14 protein-coding genes are annotated in these 18,138 nt (G+C 68.9%); 9 read left to right on the forward strand and 5 right to left on the reverse strand.

Features of this window, described 5'->3' with window-relative positions:
* Window positions 1-179: 179 nt before the first annotated feature.
* The 3 genes from VEC11_RS13485 to VEC11_RS13495 are packed head-to-tail and all read left to right on the forward strand — an operon-like array spanning window position 180 to window position 3,574.
* Window positions 180-962 carry a prolyl hydroxylase family protein gene (locus VEC11_RS13485; RefSeq protein WP_464132225.1) on the forward strand — a complete coding sequence of 261 codons (783 nt, stop codon included), beginning with the start codon at window positions 180-182 and terminating at the stop codon, window positions 960-962.
* Complete coding sequence (gene recG / locus VEC11_RS13490; RefSeq protein ID WP_464132227.1) at window positions 962-3,016, forward strand: ATP-dependent DNA helicase RecG; 2,055 nt, start codon at window positions 962-964, stop codon at window positions 3,014-3,016. Before VEC11_RS13485 ends, recG begins: the two co-directional genes overlap by 1 nt.
* A 36-nt stretch (window positions 3,017-3,052) precedes the next feature.
* Window positions 3,053-3,574, forward strand: a complete 522-nt coding sequence (locus VEC11_RS13495; protein ID WP_464132231.1) for a DUF3828 domain-containing protein — start codon at window positions 3,053-3,055, stop codon at window positions 3,572-3,574.
* A gap of 75 nt (window positions 3,575-3,649) precedes the next feature.
* On the opposite strand, the gene tyrS is transcribed toward VEC11_RS13495, so the two are convergent.
* The gene (gene tyrS / locus VEC11_RS13500; protein WP_464132233.1) at window positions 3,650-4,867 is read right to left on the reverse strand and encodes a tyrosine--tRNA ligase; all 1,218 of its coding nucleotides are present in this window, start codon (window positions 4,865-4,867) and stop codon (window positions 3,650-3,652) included.
* Window positions 4,868-5,019: 152 nt separating this feature from the next.
* On the opposite strand from tyrS, the gene VEC11_RS13505 reads away from it, so the two are divergent.
* The 6 genes from VEC11_RS13505 to VEC11_RS13530 are packed head-to-tail and all read left to right on the forward strand — an operon-like array spanning window position 5,020 to window position 11,389.
* Entirely contained in the window at window positions 5,020-6,306 is a 1,287-nt protein-coding gene (locus VEC11_RS13505) for a glycosyltransferase (protein ID WP_464132236.1), read from the forward strand.
* Between the two features lie 11 nt (window positions 6,307-6,317).
* Window positions 6,318-6,746: a GFA family protein gene (locus VEC11_RS13510; protein WP_464132238.1), complete on the forward strand. Its 429-nt coding sequence runs from the start codon at window positions 6,318-6,320 to the stop codon at window positions 6,744-6,746.
* 39 nt (window positions 6,747-6,785) lie between these two features.
* Window positions 6,786-7,304, forward strand: coding sequence for a DOMON-like domain-containing protein (locus VEC11_RS13515; RefSeq protein ID WP_464132241.1), 519 nt, complete (start codon window positions 6,786-6,788; stop codon window positions 7,302-7,304).
* Window positions 7,301-8,497 (forward strand): exo-beta-N-acetylmuramidase NamZ family protein, encoded by a 1,197-nt coding sequence (locus tag VEC11_RS13520; RefSeq protein WP_464132243.1) that lies wholly within the window; start codon window positions 7,301-7,303, stop codon window positions 8,495-8,497. The genes VEC11_RS13515 and VEC11_RS13520 overlap by 4 nt, the downstream gene beginning before the upstream one ends.
* On the forward strand, window positions 8,497-9,798 hold the full coding sequence (locus VEC11_RS13525) for a M24 family metallopeptidase (RefSeq protein ID WP_464132246.1): 1,302 nt from the start codon (window positions 8,497-8,499) through the stop codon (window positions 9,796-9,798). The genes VEC11_RS13520 and VEC11_RS13525 overlap by 1 nt, the downstream gene beginning before the upstream one ends.
* Before the next feature lie 22 nt (window positions 9,799-9,820).
* A complete protein-coding gene (locus VEC11_RS13530; RefSeq protein ID WP_464132248.1) occupies window positions 9,821-11,389 on the forward strand; it encodes a sodium:solute symporter in 1,569 nt (522 codons plus the stop codon).
* Between the two features lie 83 nt (window positions 11,390-11,472).
* Here VEC11_RS13530 and VEC11_RS13535 read toward each other — a convergent pair whose 3' ends face one another.
* From VEC11_RS13535 to VEC11_RS13550, 4 genes are all read right to left on the reverse strand, one after another.
* Window positions 11,473-12,927, reverse strand: coding sequence for a M16 family metallopeptidase (locus tag VEC11_RS13535; RefSeq protein ID WP_464132250.1), 1,455 nt, complete (start codon window positions 12,925-12,927; stop codon window positions 11,473-11,475).
* A complete protein-coding gene (locus VEC11_RS13540; RefSeq protein ID WP_464132322.1) occupies window positions 12,924-14,102 on the reverse strand; it encodes a vWA domain-containing protein in 1,179 nt (392 codons plus the stop codon). Before VEC11_RS13540 ends, VEC11_RS13535 begins: the two co-directional genes overlap by 4 nt.
* Before the next feature lie 228 nt (window positions 14,103-14,330).
* Window positions 14,331-16,394: a S9 family peptidase gene (locus VEC11_RS13545; RefSeq protein ID WP_464132254.1), complete on the reverse strand. Its 2,064-nt coding sequence runs from the start codon at window positions 16,392-16,394 to the stop codon at window positions 14,331-14,333.
* A complete protein-coding gene (locus tag VEC11_RS13550) occupies window positions 16,285-17,964 on the reverse strand; it encodes an alpha/beta hydrolase family protein (RefSeq protein WP_464132256.1) in 1,680 nt (559 codons plus the stop codon). Before VEC11_RS13550 ends, VEC11_RS13545 begins: the two co-directional genes overlap by 110 nt.
* Window positions 17,965-18,138 lie beyond the last annotated feature (174 nt).

The following is an 18,138-nucleotide window of genomic DNA, read 5'->3' on the forward strand; positions in this document are numbered from 1 at the left end:
CGGCAGGCTTTTGAGGGCCAGTCGGCTGATCAGTTCGGGTGAGGCATGTAGTGCCGTTCTCCCACTTCGTCACCCCGGACTTGATCCGGGGGCCACCTTTTCATCCTGGCCGGCACAAGAAGGTGAACCCGGATCAAGTCCGGCATGACGGGAAGGGGAGCCCGCGCTAGAGATGCGGGATGGAGGGGCTGGCGAAACAGGCCGTTCGGGCGGCGTACGGGTGGCATCGACCGCAGAGCTGGGCGGACGCCCTTGCTCTGCTGGCGGACGCCGCCAAGGCCGGCGAGGAAGGGGCCGGGCGGCAGCTTGAGCTGGTAACCCAGGCGCCGATCGAAGAATTGCTGACACCCCCGCGCATCGAGCGGCTGACGGATGTCGCGGCCATCGCCGCCTGCCGCGGCTTCGCCCCGCCGGGCTTCGCCGAATGGCTGATCGATCGGGCCCGCGACCGGCTGGTGCCGGCCTCGGTGAACCAGGCCGGCGACGTTACCGTGGTGCGCTCGGCCCGCGATTTTGCCTTCGGCCCCCGGCAGCGCGATCTCGTCGTGGCGATCATCCAGGAACGCGCGGCGCGCCTCGTCAGCCTGCCCGTCGACTATCATGAGCCGCCGAACATCATCAGCTACGAGCCGGGGCAGGAATTCGGCCTGCACGTCGATTATATCGATCCGCGCGTCCCGGAATTTCAGGCCGAGCTGCAGTCGATGGGCCAGCGCACGGCAACGATCGTCACCTATCTGAACACGGATTTCGAGGGCGCGGAGACGCATTTCCCCGATGCCGGCGTGACCTTCCGGGGCGGGGTCGGGGACGCGATCGTCTTCGTCAACGTGCTCCCGGACGGAAGCCCGGACTTCAACACCCGGCATTGCGGCCTGCCGCCGACGCGCGGCCGCAAATGGGTGCTCTCGCAGTGGGTCAGGGCGAAGCCCTTTCCCTTCCGGCCCGAAGACCTGGCCTGATGCGCCCGGACATCCTCAACCCCCTGTTCGCGGAGGTGGAGGTGCTTAAGGGCATCGGCCCGACCCTGGCGAAGCCGCTGCACCGGCTGAAGCTGGACCGGGTCGTCGACATCCTCTTCCACCTGCCGGTCAACTGGATCGACCGGAAGCGCGTCGGCCGGCTCGACGTGGCCGATGTCGGCCGGGTGATCACCGTCGCGCTGACCCCGCGCGACTTCCGCCAGAGCGGGCGTGGTCCCTTGCGCATCTTCGCCGAGGATGAGGGCGGCGACTATGTGACGCTCACCTATTTCAACAATCCCGGCTGGGCGAAGAAGCAGCTGCCGCTCGGCGAGACGAAGATCGTCTCCGGCCGGCTCGACCGCTACGGCCAGGAGCTGCAGATGGTCCATCCGGACTATGTGCTGCCCGCCGCGGAGGCCGGCACGATCCCCGAGCGCGAGCCCGTCTACCCGCTCTCCGAAGGGCTCACCAACCATCGCCTCTCTGATCTCGCCGCGCAGGCGCTCGGCCGGCGGCCGGACCTGGGCGAGTGGATCGAGCCCAGCCTGAAGGCGCAGCAGGGCTGGCCTGACTGGGGCGAGGCGCTCGCCATCGCCCATCGCGATCCCGCCGCGGCGCCGGCGCGCGAGCGGCTCGCTTATGACGAGGTCTTCGCCAACCAGCTCGCCTTGATGCTCGTCCGCGCCTCCTCGCGCCGCCGCAAGGGCGTCCCGCTTCGCGGCGACGGCAGCCTCCGCGACCGCCTTCAGCTGCCCTACATGCCCACCGGCGCGCAGCAGCGGGCGGTGCGCGAGATCGAGGGCGACCTGCAGCAGGAGGTGCCGATGCTCCGCCTGCTGCAGGGCGATGTCGGCTCTGGCAAGACGCTCGTCGCCTTGCTGGCGATGCTCTCGGCGGTCGAGGCCGGCGCCCAGGCGGCCCTGCTCGCGCCGACCGAGATTCTCGCCCGGCAGCATTATGACACGCTCTCGCGCATGCTCGCCGGCCTGCCCGTCAACGTCGCCATCCTGACCGGCCGCGAGAAGGGGAAAGCGCGCGAGGCCTGCCTGATGGGCCTCGCCGACGGCTCGATCCACATCCTCGTCGGTACCCACGCCATCTTCCAGCAGCATGTCGCGTACCGGAATCTCGGCCTCGCCGTGGTGGACGAGCAGCACCGCTTCGGCGTTGCCCAGCGCATGATGCTGAGCCAGAAGGCCGAGCGCCCGCCGCATTTGCTGGTCATGACCGCCACCCCGATCCCGCGGACGCTGACGCTCACCCATTATGGCGAGATGGACGTCAGCCGGCTCGACGAGATGCCGCCCGGCCGCCAGCCGATCGAGACCCGAGTGATCAGCGACGAGCGCCTGCTCGAGGTGGTCGACGGGCTCGGCCGTCATCTCGCGCAGGGCAAGCAGGCCTATTGGGTCTGCCCGCTCGTCGAGGAGAGCGAGGCCCTGGACCTTGCCGCCGCCGAGGAGCGCGCCCGCCTCCTGCAGCTGCGCTTTGGCGACAAGGTCGGCGTCGTCCACGGCCGGATGAAGGGGCCGGAAAAGGACGCGGTGATGGACGCCTTCGCGGCGGGCCGGATCGGCGTGCTGGTCGCGACCACGGTGATCGAGGTCGGCGTCGACGTGCCCAATGCGACCCTGATGATCGTCGAGCATGCCGACCGCTTCGGCCTCGCCCAGCTCCACCAGCTGCGGGGGCGGGTGGGGCGCGGCGACCAGCACAGCATCTGCCTGCTGCTGCGCGGCAATGTCCTCAGCGAAACCGCGCGGGCTCGCCTCGCCCTGATGCGCGAGACCAATGATGGCTTTCGCATCGCCGAGGAGGATCTGCGCCTGCGCGGCGCCGGCGAGATTCTCGGCACGCGCCAGTCGGGCGAGGCCGTCTTCCGCCTCGCCACGCCAGAGCAGATCCGCGACCTCGCGCCCATGGCGATGGACGATGCCCGCCTGCTCGTCGACCGCGACGGCGGCCTCGACAGCGAGCGGGGCAAAGCGGCCCGCATCCTCCTCTATCTGATGGAGCGCGACGCTGCCGTGGGCTTGCTGCGCGGCGGGTGAGGCCATAGGCTCCCCCGCGACGAGGGGGATCGGCGCATGAGACTGACGATCGCTGCCGGGCTGGCGCTGCTGCCCATGGCCGCCTGCAACAATAATGAGGCCGCCAGCAACAATGGCGCGGGAACCGCCTCGGCGCAGCTCGCCACCAACACGGCAGCTTCCGCGCCGCCGCCTCCGGCCGCCGCCGCGCCTGCGCCGGACCTGGAAGGCGCCCGCGTCCTGATCGGGGAGATTTACCAGCCCTATCTGCGCGGGGAGACGCCCCGGACCGGCAATCTCTACACGCCCGAGCTCGCTGTCGCGATCGCCCGGCAGAGCGACGGCGACACCGGGCTCGGCTACGACCCCTTTTGCCGCTGCCAGGATTTCGAGAATTTCCGCTACACCATCCAGTCGGTCGAGCGCCGCGACAATGGCGGGGCGCGGGCGGTGATCTCCTTCACCAATCTGGGCGAAAGCCACCGCGTGACCCTGTTGCTCGACCACCGCAACGACCGCTGGCTGGTCGCCGACATCCAGGAGGGCAGCGACAGCCTGCTCGCGGGCGGCAGACGGTAGCCTTCGGCGTCATTGCGAGCGAAGCGAAGCAACCCAGTCTGGGTTGCCGCGGCGCTGCGCTCCTCGCAATGACGATCAGGAAACAAGCAGCCCGTGCTTCTTCTTCCCGGCCGAGATGCGGACCTCGCCTGACACGGCGACCGGCCCGTCCCCGGTGACCGCCTCGCCGTTCACGCGGGCGCCGCCCTGCTGGATCAGCCGCCGCGCCTCGTTCTTCGAGGCGACGAGGCCCAGGCCGACCAGGGCATCGACGAGGCCGATCTCGCCCGTCACCTTCAGCGTGGGCAGATCCTCGCCGGCGGCGCCTTCCTCGAAGGTCCGCCGCGCGGTCTCGGCCGCCGATGCCGCCGCCTCCGCTCCATGCAGCATCGCCGTCGCCGCGTCGGCCAGCGCCTTCTTGGCGTCGTTGATCCCGGCGCCCTCCAGCGCTTCCAGCCGCGCGATCTCATCGAGCGGCAGGTCGGTGAACAGGCGCAGGAACTTGCCCACGTCCGCATCCTGCGTGTTCCGCCAGAATTGCCAATAATCGTAGGGGCTGAGCTGGTCCGCATTCAGCCAGACCGCGCCTTTCTCGGTCTTCCCCATCTTGCCGCCGTCCGCGGTGGTGATGAGCGGCGTGGTCACGCCATAGACCTCGACCGAGTCCATCCGCCGGGTCAGCTCGATGCCGTTGACGATATTCCCCCACTGATCGGACCCGCCGAGCTGCAGCCGGCAGCCCGCGCGCAGGGCCAGCTCGCGGAAGTCATAGGCCTGAAGGATCATGTAGTTGAACTCGAGGAAGCTCAGCGACTGCTCGCGGTCGAGGCGCAGCTTCACCGAGTCGAAGCTCAGCATCCGGTTGACCGAGAAATGCTGGCCGATCTGGCGCAGGAAGGGGATATATTCGAGCGCGTCCAGCCAGTCCGCATTGTTGACCATCACCGCGTCGCTCGGCCCGTCCCCGAAAGTCAGGAAGGCCTCAAACACCCGGCGGATCGAGGCGATGTTCGCGTCGATCGTCTCCGCGGTCAGCAATTTGCGGGCCTCGTCCTTGAAGCTCGGGTCGCCGATCTTGGAGGTGCCGCCGCCCATCAGCACGATCGGCTTGTGCCCGGCCTGCTGCAGCCGCCGGAGCAGCATGATCTGCACGAGGCTGCCGACATGGAGCGACCGCGCGGTCGCGTCGAAACCGATATAGCCGGGCACGACCTGCCTGGCGGCGAGCGCGTCCAGCCCCTCCGGATCGGTGATCTGGTGGATATAGCCGCGCTCGGCGAGCAGGCGCAGGAGATCGGATGCGTAGGTCGTCATGGCCGGCGGCGCTTAGCACAGATTCGCCCGCGGTCATCCGTCGCTTTCGTCGCAGCAAGCGTCATCTCCGTCTCGCCGCCATTGTTCGGCGGGCGGCCATGGGCTTTGGCGGCCGCCACAAGGGGAAGCGTGTAGCGTCAGGAGTAGACGAGATGACGAACTTCCTCATCGCCACCTGGGAAGGTGGCGGCTCGGTCATGCCCATGCTGACCGTCGCCCGCAAGCTGGCCGACCGCGGCCACCGCGTCCGCGTGATGAGCGACCGGTGCAACCGGCCCGAGGCCGAGGCGGCGGGCGCCGCCTTCATTCCCTGGACCCGCGCGCCCAGCCGCCCCGACCGCAGCCGGGAGAGCGACAGCTTCCGCGACTGGAAGGCGGAAACGCCGCAGGACCAGATCCGGCTGGTGCTCGAGCGGGTCTGGGCCGGCCCGGCGCTCGATTATGCCGAGGACGTGGTCGAGGAATTGCGCCGCGAGCCCGCCGACCTCGTCATCTCCAGCGAGATGCTGATGGGCGTGATGGCCGGCTGCGAGGCGATCGGCCAGCGCTTCGTCGCGCTCACCTGCAACATCAACCTGTTCGGGACGCCCGGCGTGCCCCCGGTCGGGCCCGGCCTCGTACCGGCCCAAACGCCCGAGGACGAGGCCCTGCATCGCGAGGTCGCGGCGGGCAACGAGGCGCTGTTCGCCATGGGCCTGCCGGCGCTGAACGCCGCGCGCCGGCTGCTCGGCCTGCGTCCGCTCGCCCGGCTCGCCGACCAACTCGAGCCGGCCGAGGCGCTGCTGCTCGGTACCGCCGAGGCCTTCGACTTCGCGCCGCCCTCCCTCCCGGAGAACATGGCCTATGTCGGCCCGCAGCTCGCCGATCCGCCCTGGGCCGCGCCCTGGCAGTCGCCCTGGAGCCCGGACGACGTTCGCCCGCTCGTCCTCGCCGCGTTCAGCACCACCTTCCAGGACCATGTCGGCGTGCTGCAGGCGGTGATCGACGGCGCCTCGGCCCTGCCGGTGCGGCTGCTCGTCACGCTCGGCGACACGATCGCGCCGGAGGAGCTGTTCCCCGGCCCCAATACTGCGCTCGTGCACAGCGCGCCGCACAATGCGGTGATGCCGGAGACGGCTTTGGTCGTCACCCATGGCGGCCATGGCACCGTCACCCGCGCGCTCATGCACGGCAAGCCGCTGATCGTCGTGCCGCACGGCCGCGACCAGAACGACAATGCGGCCCGCGTGACCGCCCGCGGCGCCGGCCTCATGCTCCCGGCCACCGCGGCGGCGGATGCCTTCCGCGGCGCGATCGAGTCCGTGCTGGCCGATCCCGGTTACGCCGCGGCGGCAGCGGCGCTTGGCGCCCGGGTGGCCGAGGAAGTAGAGAAGTCCACGGTGGCCGAGACGCTGGAGTGCCTCGCAGTCCGCGGCTGCGCCCGGCTCGAGGCCGCCTGAGGGAGGCTGACATGACCGACACTCACCAAGGCAGCTGCTTCTGCGGCGCCGTCCATTTCGAGGCGCGCGGCGCGCCGCTCGACATGGGCTATTGCCATTGCGAGGACTGCCGCGCCTGGTCGGGCGCGCCCCTGGCCGGCTGGTCGCTCTGGCCGGCGGACGCGGTCAGCGTCACGCAGGGCGAGGACCGGCTCGGCGGCCATAACCGGACCGGCTTCAGCAACCGCCGCTTCTGCGCGGAGTGCGGCGGCGCCGCCTTCATCCAGCATCCGACGCTCGGCCTCGTCGACATCCCCGCCGGCAAGCTGCCGAGCCTGGACTTCGCGCCGAGTGCCCATCTCAACTACGCCTCGACCCGCCACCCGATGCGCGACGGCCTGCCCAAGCTCCGCGATTTCCCCGCGGAGATCGGCGGCTCGGGCGAGACGATGGCCGAGTGACGGGATGACGGGAGGGGGGCGCCGCGTTATCGGGGCGCCATGTATTCCCTGCTTCCCCATCCCGATTCAACCGGCGATGCTGTCCGGTCGATCCAGGTCGAGGTCGACCGTCCCGGCCCGCGCCAGCTGACGCTTCGCTACCTCGTCCGGGGCACCACCGCCGCGATCGCCATGCCGCGCCCGCGTCCGCCCGAGCGCAGGGACGGCCTGTGGGAGGAGACCTGCTTCGAGGCCTTCCTCGCCAACGCGCCCGGCTATCTCGAATTCAATTTCTCGCCCTCGACCGAATGGGCGGCCTGGCGCTTCGACAGCCACCGCAGCGGCATGCGAGCTGCCGCGATCAATCCCCCGCACATCGAGACTTTGATTGGCGTGGACCGCTTCGAAATGCGTGTTGCGCTCGCCATGCCGGTGCTCGGGCCGATGGGCCTTTCCGCGATCATCGTAGCGAAGGACGGCAGCAAATCCTGGTGGGCGCTCGCGCATCCGCCGGGCGAGCCCGATTTCCACCACGACGCTTGCTTTGCGCTCGAACTGCCGCCAGCACCGGGCGCATGAAAACCGGGATCGACCGCCTGCTCGCCGACGCGGACCTCCGCAAGCCGCTCGAGGGCAAGCGCGTCGCCCTGCTCGCCCACCCGGCCTCGGTGACGGCGGACCTGACCCACAGCCTCGACGCGCTCATCGCCACGGGTCTCAACGTCTCGGCGGTGTTCGGGCCGCAGCACGGCGTCCGCGGCGACCTCCAGGACAATATGATGGAGTCGCCGGACTATACCGATCCCACCTACGGCATGCCGGTGTTCAGCCTCTACGGCGAGGTGCGGCGGCCGTCGGGCCAGTCCATGGGCACGTTCGACATCATTCTCGTCGACCTGCAGGACGTGGGCTGCCGCATCTACACCTTCGTCACGACCCTGCTCTACGTGCTCGAGGCCGCGGCGCAGCACGGCAAGGCGGTCTGGGTGCTGGACCGGCCCAATCCGGCGGGCCGCCCGGTCGAGGGGCTGACCCTCCGCCACGGCTGGGAGAGCTTCGTCGGCGCCGGGCCGATGCCGATGCGCCACGGCCTGACGCTGGGCGAGATGGGCCACTGGTTCATCGCCCACTTCGGGCTCGACGTGGCTTACCGCGTGATCGCGATGGAGGGCTGGCAGCCGGACGAGGGGCCCGGCTTCGGCTGGCCGCCCGAGCGGGTCTGGATCAACCCGAGCCCCAATGCCGTGACTCTCAACATGGCCCGCGCTTATGCGGGCACGGTGATGCTCGAAGGCACGAACCTGTCGGAAGGGCGGGGCACGACGCGGCCGCTGGAGCTGTTCGGCGCCCCGGACGTGGACGCGAAGCAGGTGATCGCCGGGATGCGCCGGACCGCGCCGGACTGGCTCGCCGGCTGCACCTTGCGCGACATCTGGTTCCAGCCGACCTTCCACAAGCATGTCGGCAAGCTCTGCTCCGGCGTCTTCATCCACGCCGAGGGCGGCGCCTACGACCATCGCGCCTTCCGCCCCTGGCGGCTGCAGGCGCTCGGCTTCAAGGCGATCCGCGCGCTCCAGCCGGACTACGATCTCTGGCGCGACTTCCCCTACGAATATGAGTTCGACAAGCTCGCCATCGACGTGATCAACGGCGGCCCGGGCCTGCGCGAATGGGTGGACGATGCGGCCGCTTCGCCCGGCGACCTCGACGCCGTCACCGTCCCCGACGAGGAGGCCTGGGCCGAGGCCCGCCGGCCGCACCTGCTCTACTGATGCGCTGGCTCCTCGCTCTCCTGGCCCTGCTCTTGCCCGTCCCGGTACTGGCGCAGGATATGCCCGACATCCTCCCGCTGCGCGAGCGCGCCCGCGTCCAGGACGCCTGGCTCGCCGAGCGGCTGGATACGGTGGTGCCGCGGCTGATGCGCGAGCAGGGCTATGACATGTGGGTGCTGATCGCCCGCGAATATCTCGAAGACCCCGTGATGACGACCATGCTCAACGCGACGAGCATGCGCGCCCGCCGCCGCACCATCCTGGTCTTCTTCGATCCCGGCGGCGGGCCGCTCGAGCGGCTGACGGTCAGCCGCTACGGGCTCGCCGGCCTGTTCCAGCCGTCCTGGGATCCCGCCGCCGAGCCGGACCAGTTCCGCCGTCTCGCGGCGCTCGTCGCGCAGCGCAATCCGCGCCGGATCGCGATCAACGTCTCGCCGAATACCGCCTTCGCCGACGGCCTGACGCACAGCCAGTATCAATCCTTCATCGCCGCGCTGCCGCCGCGCTTCCGCGCCCGCGTGCGGCCGACCGACGAGCTGGCCGTGGGCTGGCTGGAAACGCGCATCCCGGCGGAAATGGCCCGCTATCCGGAGATCGTGCGCATTGCCCATGCGATCATCGCCGAGGGTTTTTCCGGCCGCACGATCCGCCCCGGCACCACCACCGCCGCGGACCTGCAATGGTGGTATCGCGAGCGCATCGCCGCGCTCGGCCTCGCCACCTGGTTCCACCCCTCGGTCGAGATCGTCCGCCGCGGGTCGCCCGAGCCGCTGGAGGGCGATGCGGTGATCCAGCCCGGCGACATGCTCTGGACCGATTTCGGCATCACCTATCTCGGCCTCAACACCGACACGCAGCAGCTCGCCTACGTCCTTCGCCCCGGCGAGCGCGACGCGCCCGAGGGCCTGCGCGCGGGCATGGCCGAGGCGAACCGGGTCCAGGACATGCTGCGCGCCAGCTTCCGGACCGGCCTCAGCGGCAACGAGATCCTCGCCGCGGCGCTCGCCCGGACCCGCGCGGCCGGCATCCGCGCCACCATCTACTCCCATCCGCTCGGCTATCACGGCCATGGCGCCGGCGCCGCGATCGGCTTCTGGGACAACCAGAATGCCGACCCGCGCGGCGCCCACCGGCTTCGTCCCGACACCGCCTGGTCGATCGAGCTCAACGTCCGCCGCGCGGTGCCCGAATGGGGCGGGCAGGAGATCGAGTTCCGGCTCGAGCAGGACGCCTATTTCGACGGCCGCGCGGTCCGCTGGCTCGACGAGCGGCAGACCCGCTTCCACCTGATCCGGCGCTGACGGGCGGGGAGGGGGGACCGGCATGGACGCCCGCTTCACCCTCCTCGATTGGGCGATCGTCGGCGGCTATATCGTCGTGCTGGCGCTGGCCGGCATCCTCTCGACCCGCCGCCAGCGCAGCACCGAGGATTATTTCCTCGCCGGCCACCGCGTGCCGGTCTGGCTCGTGGCCGTCTCGGTGCTCTCGACGACCCAGTCGGCGGCGACCTTCCTCGGCGCCCCGGATTTCTCCTATCGCGGCGACTATACCTATCTCACCAGCTTCCTCGGCCCGCTGCTCGCCGCCTTCCTGCTTTCCCGCTTCCTGATCCCCCGCCTCTACGCGGAGGGCGTGACGACTGTCTACGAATTGCTCCGCAGCCGCTTCAGCGCGACGGCGATGCGCGCAGCCGGCGCCATGTATCTGATCGGGAGGATCTTCGCGAGCGGCGCCCGGCTCTACCTCGCCGCGATCGCCGTCTCGATGATCATCTTCGCCGATATCGGACCGGGCTATGTGCTGGCGGCCTCCGCGGCCCTGGTCGTGCTCGGGCTCGTCTTCACCTTCATCGGCGGGCTTCGCTCGGTGATCTGGAGCGATCTCGTCCAGGTCCTGCTCTATGTCGGCGCGGCGCTGGTCGTCCTCATCATCCTGTGGACCAGCATCCCGGCCCCGACCGGCGAGATCGTCTCGGCCCTGCAGGGCGCGGACAAGCTCAGGCTCGTCGATTTCTCGATCGACCTGACCTCATCCTTCTCGATGCTCGCGATCGTCACCGGCATCACTTTGCTGTTCTTCGCCAGCCAGGGCCTGGACCAGGACAATACCCAGCGCTTCCTCGCCTGCCGCGACTCCGGCGACGCGAAGCGCGCGCTCTATGCCTCGGTCGTCGCCGCCGTTCCGGTTGTCCTCCTCTTCCTGATGATCGGCTCGCTGCTCCACATCGTCTACGACCGGCCGGACCTGATGGGCCCCGGCGCCGCCGCCGCCTCGCGCGAGTTCGGGGGCGAGCGGATCACCATCTTCATGCACTATATCCTGACCCAGATCCCGCCCGGCATCCGCGGCTTCGTCGCCGTCGGCGTGCTCGCCGCGGCCGCGGTCAATTCGGGCCTGATCTCGATGAGCTCGGTGCTGATCCAGGATTTCTACCGGCCCTTGGCCGAGCGGCGCGGGCCGCGGGACGAGGCGCATTATGTCCGCGCCGGCCGGATCGGTATGGTCCTGCTCGCTTTGGCCCTGCTCGGCATGTCGGTGCTCTGCTTCTACTGGCAGCGCTACACCGCCGCGCCGCTGCTCGATTTCGCGCTCGGGGTGATGACCTTCGCTTATTCCGGCCTGCTCGGCGTCTATTTCACCCTGCTCTTCACCAGGCGCGGCTCGACCGCCTCGGTGATCGCCGCGCTCGTCGCCGGCTTCGTCGCCATCGGCCTTCAGCAGAGCTACGTCGTCGACCTGCTCGGCCTGCCCGCGTCCTGGAAATCCCTGGCCTTCCCCTGGCAGCTCTGTCTCGGCACCGCCGTCGCCTTCGCGACCTGCATCGTCGGCAAGCAGCGCAGGATGGAGGGAAGGGAAGAAATTAGTCATCCCGGCGAAAGCCGGGACCCATGAACACCGCGCCTTGAATGAGAGAAGGCGGCAGGGACTCATTTTGCTACTTCGGCGTTCATGGGTCCCGGCCTGCGCCGGGATGACTATTGGGGGCGGGGGCAGGGCGCCGCCGCCCGCCACGCCGCCGCCACCGCCGCCTCGCCCCCTTCGACCGGCCGGTCGTGCGCGAGATGGACGCGCCGCCCCGGCGCGGCCCAGGCAGCGCGGAAGGCGGCGTTGACCGCCTCCAGCCGGATCCTCCCGAGATAGGCGCGCGTGTCCTCCACCCGGCCCGGCGCCGTCGGCACGACGCCCATGCCCACCATCTCGGTCAGCCGGTCGGCGATCGCGCTGCTGGTCTCGGGTCCGCGGAACGCCGCCAGCCGCTCGGCCTCGCGCTCCAGCGTGATCGCCAGCTCGTCATGCGTGAAGCCGTTCTCCAGCGCGCAGCGCAATTCCTGCTCGGCGACCCGCACCGCCATCCGCCAGTCATTGTCGAGCGCGCGCACCGCGAAGCGCGCGATCCGCGCCGTGCGGTAATAATCCTCGACCGCCGCGTCGGTATCCATGAACGGCCGGTCGCCGCCCCGATGACCGGTCACCCGCGCCGCCAGCATGTCCGCGGCCAGCGACTGCAGGAAGCCCTGGTCCCGCGGCCCCGCCGCATCGCCCCCGCGCGGCCCGGTCACCGCCACCGTCGCCCAGGTCGGCCCGACCGGCGCGACGAGGATGCGGAACCGCGTGCCCTCGGTCGGTTCGATCCGCTCCGGCGGCGGATCCATCGCGTCCATTTCGGCGGGCCAGTCGCCGAACCGCTCGGCGATCTGCGCCTCGAGCCGGGCAAGGTCGACATCGCCGACGACGATCAGGGTCGTCCGCTCCGGCGAATAATAGGCCTCGTAGAGCCGCCGCAGGCCTTCGGCGCCGACCGCCGCCACCTCTGCCTCGCTGCCCGTGAGCGTCGCCCGGGCGATGCGCGTGCCGGGCAGGAAGAAGGCGATCTGGTCCCGGTCGCGCCGGTCGTCCGGCCCCGAGCGCTGGCGCACCTCCGCCAGGATCTCCGCCCGCGCCCGCACCACCGCCTCGGGGCTCAAGGTCAGCTCGCTGACCATCTCGCGCAGCAGGAACAGGATGCGCCCGAGCTGCGCCCGGTCCGGCCCCGGCAGGTCGAACCGGTAATAGGTGTCATAGTCGCCGGTATGCGCGTTATATTCGGTGCCCTCGCGCAGCCGCTCCCGCCCGCTCAGCCGCGCCCGCGCCCCCTCCGGCACGTTCCGCGATCCCATGAACGCCATATGCTCCAGATAATGCGCCTCGCCCGGCGCCCCCGCCGTCGCTCCGACCCGCACCAGCAGCCGGATCGAAACCGCCTGCGCGGGCGTCCGGTTGGGCAGAATCGCATAACGCATCCCGTTCGCCAGCACCCCGAAGCGGATGCGCGGATCGGGGGTGAGGTCGCTCCGGTCGAATTGCCAGGCGGCACGGGCTTCGGGGGAAGGGGGAGGCGGGGCCTGGGCGGTTAGCCCCAGCGCGACGAGCAGCAGTCCCGCCAGGCTCATGCCTTCCGGCTCAACGTCCGCATCGCGTCGTCCAGCCCCTGCAGCGTCAGCGGGTACATGCGGTCCTGCATGAGCTGGCGGACGAGCTGGATCGAGCTCGTATAGCCCCAATATTTCTCGGGCACCGGGTTCAGCCACACCGCGGCCGGATAGGTCGTGGTCAGCCGCTGCAGCCAGGTCGCCCCGGCCTCCTCGTTATAATGCTCCACCGAGCCGCCCGCATGGCTGATCTCATAGGGGCTCATCGAGGCGTCGCCGACGAACACGCATTTATAGTCGTGGCCATATTTGTGGAGCACCTCCCAGGTCGGCGTGCGCTCCTGGAAGCGGCGGCGATTGTCCTTCCAGAGCGCCTCATAGGGGCAATTGTGGAAGTAGAAGAATTCGAGATTCTTGAACTCGCCGGTGGCCGCCGAGAACAATTCCTCGGTCAGCTGGATATGCGGGTCCATCGAGCCGCCGACGTCGAGGAAGAGCAACAGTTTCACCGCATTGTGCCGCTCCGGCCGCATCCGGATGTCGAGCCAGCCCTTGCGCGCCGTGCCCGAGATGGTCTCGTCCAGGTCCAGCTCCTCGGCCGCGCCCTCGCGGGCGAAGCGCCGAAGCCGCCGCAGCGCGACCTTGATGTTGCGCGTGCCCAATTCGACCTGGTTGTCGAGGTTGCGGAACTCCCTCTTGTCCCAGACCTTAAGCGCGCGCTTCTGCCCGCCTTCGCCGCCGATCCGCACCCCTTCCGGATTGTAGCCCGAATTGCCGAAGGGCGAGGTGCCGCCCGTGCCGATCCACTTGCTGCCGCCCTGGTGTCGCCCCTGCTGCTCCTCAAGGCGCTTCTTGAGCGTCTCCATGATTTCTTCCCAGGAGCCCAATGAGCGGATCTCCGCCATCTGCTCCTCGGTGAGATAGAGCGCCGCGACCGCCTTCAGCCATTCCTCGGGCACCGGCGCCGCGTCAGGCCCGTAGCTCGCCTCCAGCCCCTTGAAGACCTTGCCGAATACCTGGTCGAAGCGGTCGAGCAGCCCCTCGTCCTTCACGAAGGTCGCCCGCGCCAGATAATAGAAGTCCTCGGGCCTGGCGCCGATCACGTCCGCGTCCAGCGCCTCCAGCAGCGTCAGATGCTCCTTCATCGAGGCGGGAATTCCCGCGGCACGAAGCTCGTCGACGAAGGAGAAGAACATGGCACCGAAGGCTGTATTCCATTCGGCCTTCAACGTCACCCCGGGGAGGGCACGTGGCACCGACATCGGACGCGCTATCGCCGGCTTGGGCTCCTCGCATCGGGGAAGGTCATGAGTGAGCGATCGGGCGGGACCGCATGCGAGATCTGTCGGTCTGGAAGGTCGGCATGACAAGGTGGCAAGCCCGAAGGCGAGTCGATTCATCCAGTTCATGCAGCCTCCCCTTCCTCAGCGGTTCAGCCACCGGTTGAAGAAATTGACGATGGAAACCGTCGCGCGGACCCTGTTGGGCAATTGCCGCCAGCCATGTCCCTCGTCGGGGAAGAGGATATACTCGACCGGTATCCGGCGCGACCGGAGGTTGGCCACGATCTGTTCGGCCTCGACGACCGGCACGTTCGTATCGTTGGCGCCGTGAAGAACGCTCAGCGGCGTCCGGATGCGATCGAGCTTATGGATCGGAGACAAGGCGCGCAGCATATCGGCCTGGCTGACCGGATCGCCATATTCGGTGGTCGAAGCGGCGGCGATATAGGGTTCCGTATTGGCGAAGAAGGTCGCGAAATTGACGATTCCGAATGAATTGGAGGCCGCGGCGAACATATCCGGATATTCGGTGATCCCGGCCATCACCATGTAGCCGCCATAGGATCCGCCCCTGATGCCGAGCCGGCGCGGATCGGCGATGCCGCGCTCCACCATCGCCCGGCTGGTCGCTTCGATGTCGCGAACCGCGTTCGCGCGGAGCGCTCCGTTGTCCAGATTCACGAACCGTTTTCCGAAGCCGCTGGAGCCGCGCACGTTGGGCACGAAAACGCTGATGCCGCTGGCGACGAGTCCCTGGATGGTGCTGTTCAGCGCCGGCCGGGCCTGCGATTCCGGGCCGCCATGATAGTCGAACACCATCGGTCCAGGCCCGGTGGCGCCGGCCGGCCGATAGAGCCAGCCCGACAGCGGAAGTCCGTCATGAGCGGTATAGGTGATGAGTTGCGGCGACACGAGGCGTGTGAGGTCGACTCCGTCATGCCTGCTGTGGGTCCGCTGCGAGACGGCGCCGGTGGCGAGATCGACGAAGTAGATGTCGTTGGGCTTGGTCGCGCCGATCCCGCCCAGCGCCAATATCGTCCCGTCGGGAGAAAATTCCATGCGGCCGTTATTTACGTCGAACGGCAAGGCGACTCGCGTGGTTCGGCCCGTGGCCGTTTCGAGAATGTCGACCTCGGTCCGGCCGGACGCGTTCCAGACCAATGCGGCACGCGCGCCGTCGCGCGACAGCAAGCCGCCATCGGCCTCGGCGTCGTCGCGTGCAACGACAATCCGGATAGGACCCGGCACGCCGTCAGCGCCAAGCTCGATCGTGCCGATCGCGGTCAGGTCGCGACCGGCGTTGGAGACCAGATGGATGCGCCGATCGTCGTTCGAAAACTGGCCCCAGCCGAATTCCCCTGGCCCCTCATGGGGAGTCAGCAGGGTTTCGGTGCCGGTGCGCAGGTCGACCAGATAGAGGTTGTCGTCGCCGCGACTGACCAACCGGGAAACGATGGCGTAGCGGCCATCGCTGCTGACATCGGTGATCGTGTTGAGCCCACCGGAAGCGACCCGGGTCACCGCACCGGTCGCGGGATCCATCAGCTGGGCGTCGATACCATTCGGGCTGGCCGCGTTGGAGCCCATCCGCAATCGGCGCCCGTCGTCGGTCCAGCCGGACAATGAATTGGTTTCCCGGCCGCCCGCGGTCAGGCGGCGGGCGCCGCTGCCATCGGGACGCATCACGTAGATCTGGGCATTGAGGCCGCCACCGGGCAAAACGCTGTAGGCGAGCCAGTCGCCGGCGGGCGACCAGAACACGCTCTCTACCGGATCCGGGAGGTTGGTGAGCTGCCTCGGTTCTCCGCCCGCCACCGGCATCAGCCAGATTTGCGGGCTGCCGCTGGCATTGGAAAGAAAGGCGATGGTGCGCCCGTCCGGCGAAAAGCTGGGCGACATGGCCAAACGAATGCGCGCGATCGCTTCGACCGTGCTCGCGATGTCGCCCGCGGACGCGAAAGGTGCGGGTTGCGCCTGGGCCGACGCCGCGGGCGGATAGGCAAGCAGCAGAGCCGCCGAAGCGAACGGCGCAAAACCCCTATGTTGCTTCATCAGTCTCCTCCCCCGCAAAACGAGCAGCGGCGCACCGCCTCCCTCAGCGCAGGCGACGCACCGCCCAGTCGACGATCTTGTCGATATAGCCTGGCATGTAACGCTGCAGGCGTGGAAATTCCCGTTCCGTGCCCTCCACTGCGTCCAGGCCATTGTGATTCGCATCTGGAATGACCTCGATCTGGACATCGCGCGCCGCGCCGCCGCGCAGCGCGGCACGCAACATTGCCATCGGTTCGGCAGGATCGAGCAGCTCGTCCTTTCCACTGTACAGCATCTGGATGCTGCCGCGGAACCGCCCAAGATCGGGGCGGACGTCGACGGCGAACGCTTCGCGCAGCCACGGCCAGTCCGGGGCATCCCGCGCAGGAAGCCCGGCGATATAGCGGGTCATCCAGAGCCTGTCCTTTACCGCCTCGGCCGCGGCGGCAAGGCTATCCCAGTTTTGCCCGGTCCGGGCATAGTCATCCATCATCGAGCGGATGCGCAGTGCCTGTTCGATCTCCGATTGCGGAAAGCCGTCACTCCGCATTTGCCTTTCCAGCCGCATGCGCTCGGATTCCTCAACGCCCATCGGTGCCGAGCCGACCCGCATCTGCAGAATGCGGACGCCCGGAAAGCGGCTGGCCGCCATCGGGAGGACCCAGGTGGCCTGGCTTGCGCCGGAAAGGCCGAGCCGATCCGCCCGGATGTCGGCGCGGCCCGCGAGAAACCGCAACGCCGCCGCCGCATCGTCGGCGAGGTCGTCCAAGCCATCTCGCTCCCAATCTCCGGTGGAGCTGCCGGTGCCCCTCTTGTCGTAGATAAGCGCCGCGATTCCCCGTCGGGCATAGGCCTCGGCAATAAAGCGGATCGTGCCGTTGAACCCGTTCCGGCCGGTCGCTCCCGAGCCATGCGTCACCACCACCGCGGCGTGCCGACGGCCGCGGGAAGGGAGGAAGAGCGTGCCCGTCAGGCGGGTGCCGTCGCGCGAAGTGAAGCTGACCTCCTCGGCCCGGTAGGTCGCCAGGCGGCGCAGCGTCCGTTCGCGGCCGTCCAGCGTGACCGCGATTCGCGGCCCCGGCTCTGCGTCGGTCTCCGGCAGCAGGCGAATCCGCAGGCGCTCGGGCCCGGCGCAGAAGATGCATGGACCGCCGATCCAGTCGCCGCCCCGGTCGGTGCTGGACAGGTTGAACAGAAAGCCGGTGCGCCCGGACGGCATTTCCAGATACCACAAATTGTAACCGTAGGAGTTGCGCGCCAGGGAAAGCAGCCGCCCGCCACCCAGCGCATAGGTGCCCTCGTAGCGTGCGACCTGCTCCACTGGCACCGCACCCGGCCGAATCGCGAAATAGGCCGGCTGCGGCACGCCTCCGGGCGGCTGCACCGTGCCTTGTAAGCCAGTCGCAGTACGGTTGAGATCGAAGCGCAGACCACCGGCTTCGAAGCGGATCCGCGCTCCCTGTCGCTCAAGCCCTGTGATGTCGGGCGCGTCGGTGCGGTTGTAGGCCTGGCCGATGCGACCGGTAAGAGACGCCTCCGGCTCCCTGAGCCGGATCGTCGTGTATGTGAAGGTGGTGCCCGGAATACCGTAGCCGCCGGCATAGCCGCCGGCGAAAGAAACCGGCTGGACAACTGATGCGGGCTGGGCAACTGCTGCCGGCTGGGCAAGGGCAGCGGCGGGCAGGGCGACCGCCAGGAAAAGGCTCCACGGTCGGACGAGCTTTCCGATAGGGCTGGTCATTACGCATACTCCTCCTGTCGGTCCCCTCCGCTATCGTAGCGCCGGCCTCGCGCCGCGAATTGTGAAAAAGTGCAATGTACGCCCATCGTCCGCGGCACGCCCGATGCCATCGTCGGAGAGCCGATTGACAGAGGGGGAGACCGGCAGCATCTTCGCCCTGGGGACAGGGAGGAA

This window comes from Allosphingosinicella sp. (genome assembly GCF_035626655.1).
In the GTDB taxonomy this organism is placed as follows: domain Bacteria; phylum Pseudomonadota; class Alphaproteobacteria; order Sphingomonadales; family Sphingomonadaceae; genus Allosphingosinicella.

Excerpts from the sequence above, each read along its gene's own strand:
- VEC11_RS13550 (WP_464132256.1), bottom strand. The coding sequence starts at position 17,964 with ATGACCAGCCCTATCGGAAAGCTCGTCCGACCGTGGAGCCTTTTCCTG.
- VEC11_RS13535 (WP_464132250.1), bottom strand. The coding sequence starts at position 12,927 with ATGAGCCTGGCGGGACTGCTGCTCGTCGCGCTGGGGCTAACCGCCCAG.
- VEC11_RS13495 (WP_464132231.1), top strand. The coding sequence starts at position 3,053 with ATGAGACTGACGATCGCTGCCGGGCTGGCGCTGCTGCCCATGGCCGCC.
- VEC11_RS13540 (WP_464132322.1), bottom strand. The coding sequence starts at position 14,102 with ATGTTCTTCTCCTTCGTCGACGAGCTTCGTGCCGCGGGAATTCCCGCC.
- VEC11_RS13505 (WP_464132236.1), top strand. The coding sequence starts at position 5,020 with ATGACGAACTTCCTCATCGCCACCTGGGAAGGTGGCGGCTCGGTCATG.
- VEC11_RS13520 (WP_464132243.1), top strand. The coding sequence starts at position 7,301 with ATGAAAACCGGGATCGACCGCCTGCTCGCCGACGCGGACCTCCGCAAG.
- VEC11_RS13485 (WP_464132225.1), top strand. The coding sequence starts at position 180 with ATGGAGGGGCTGGCGAAACAGGCCGTTCGGGCGGCGTACGGGTGGCAT.
- VEC11_RS13530 (WP_464132248.1), top strand. The coding sequence starts at position 9,821 with ATGGACGCCCGCTTCACCCTCCTCGATTGGGCGATCGTCGGCGGCTAT.
- VEC11_RS13515 (WP_464132241.1), top strand. The coding sequence starts at position 6,786 with ATGTATTCCCTGCTTCCCCATCCCGATTCAACCGGCGATGCTGTCCGG.
- VEC11_RS13545 (WP_464132254.1), bottom strand. The coding sequence starts at position 16,394 with ATGGCCTGGACGCAGTGGAGGGCACGGAACGGGAATTTCCACGCCTGC.
- tyrS (WP_464132233.1), bottom strand. The coding sequence starts at position 4,867 with ATGACGACCTACGCATCCGATCTCCTGCGCCTGCTCGCCGAGCGCGGC.
- VEC11_RS13525 (WP_464132246.1), top strand. The coding sequence starts at position 8,497 with ATGCGCTGGCTCCTCGCTCTCCTGGCCCTGCTCTTGCCCGTCCCGGTA.
- VEC11_RS13510 (WP_464132238.1), top strand. The coding sequence starts at position 6,318 with ATGACCGACACTCACCAAGGCAGCTGCTTCTGCGGCGCCGTCCATTTC.
- recG (WP_464132227.1), top strand. The coding sequence starts at position 962 with ATGCGCCCGGACATCCTCAACCCCCTGTTCGCGGAGGTGGAGGTGCTT.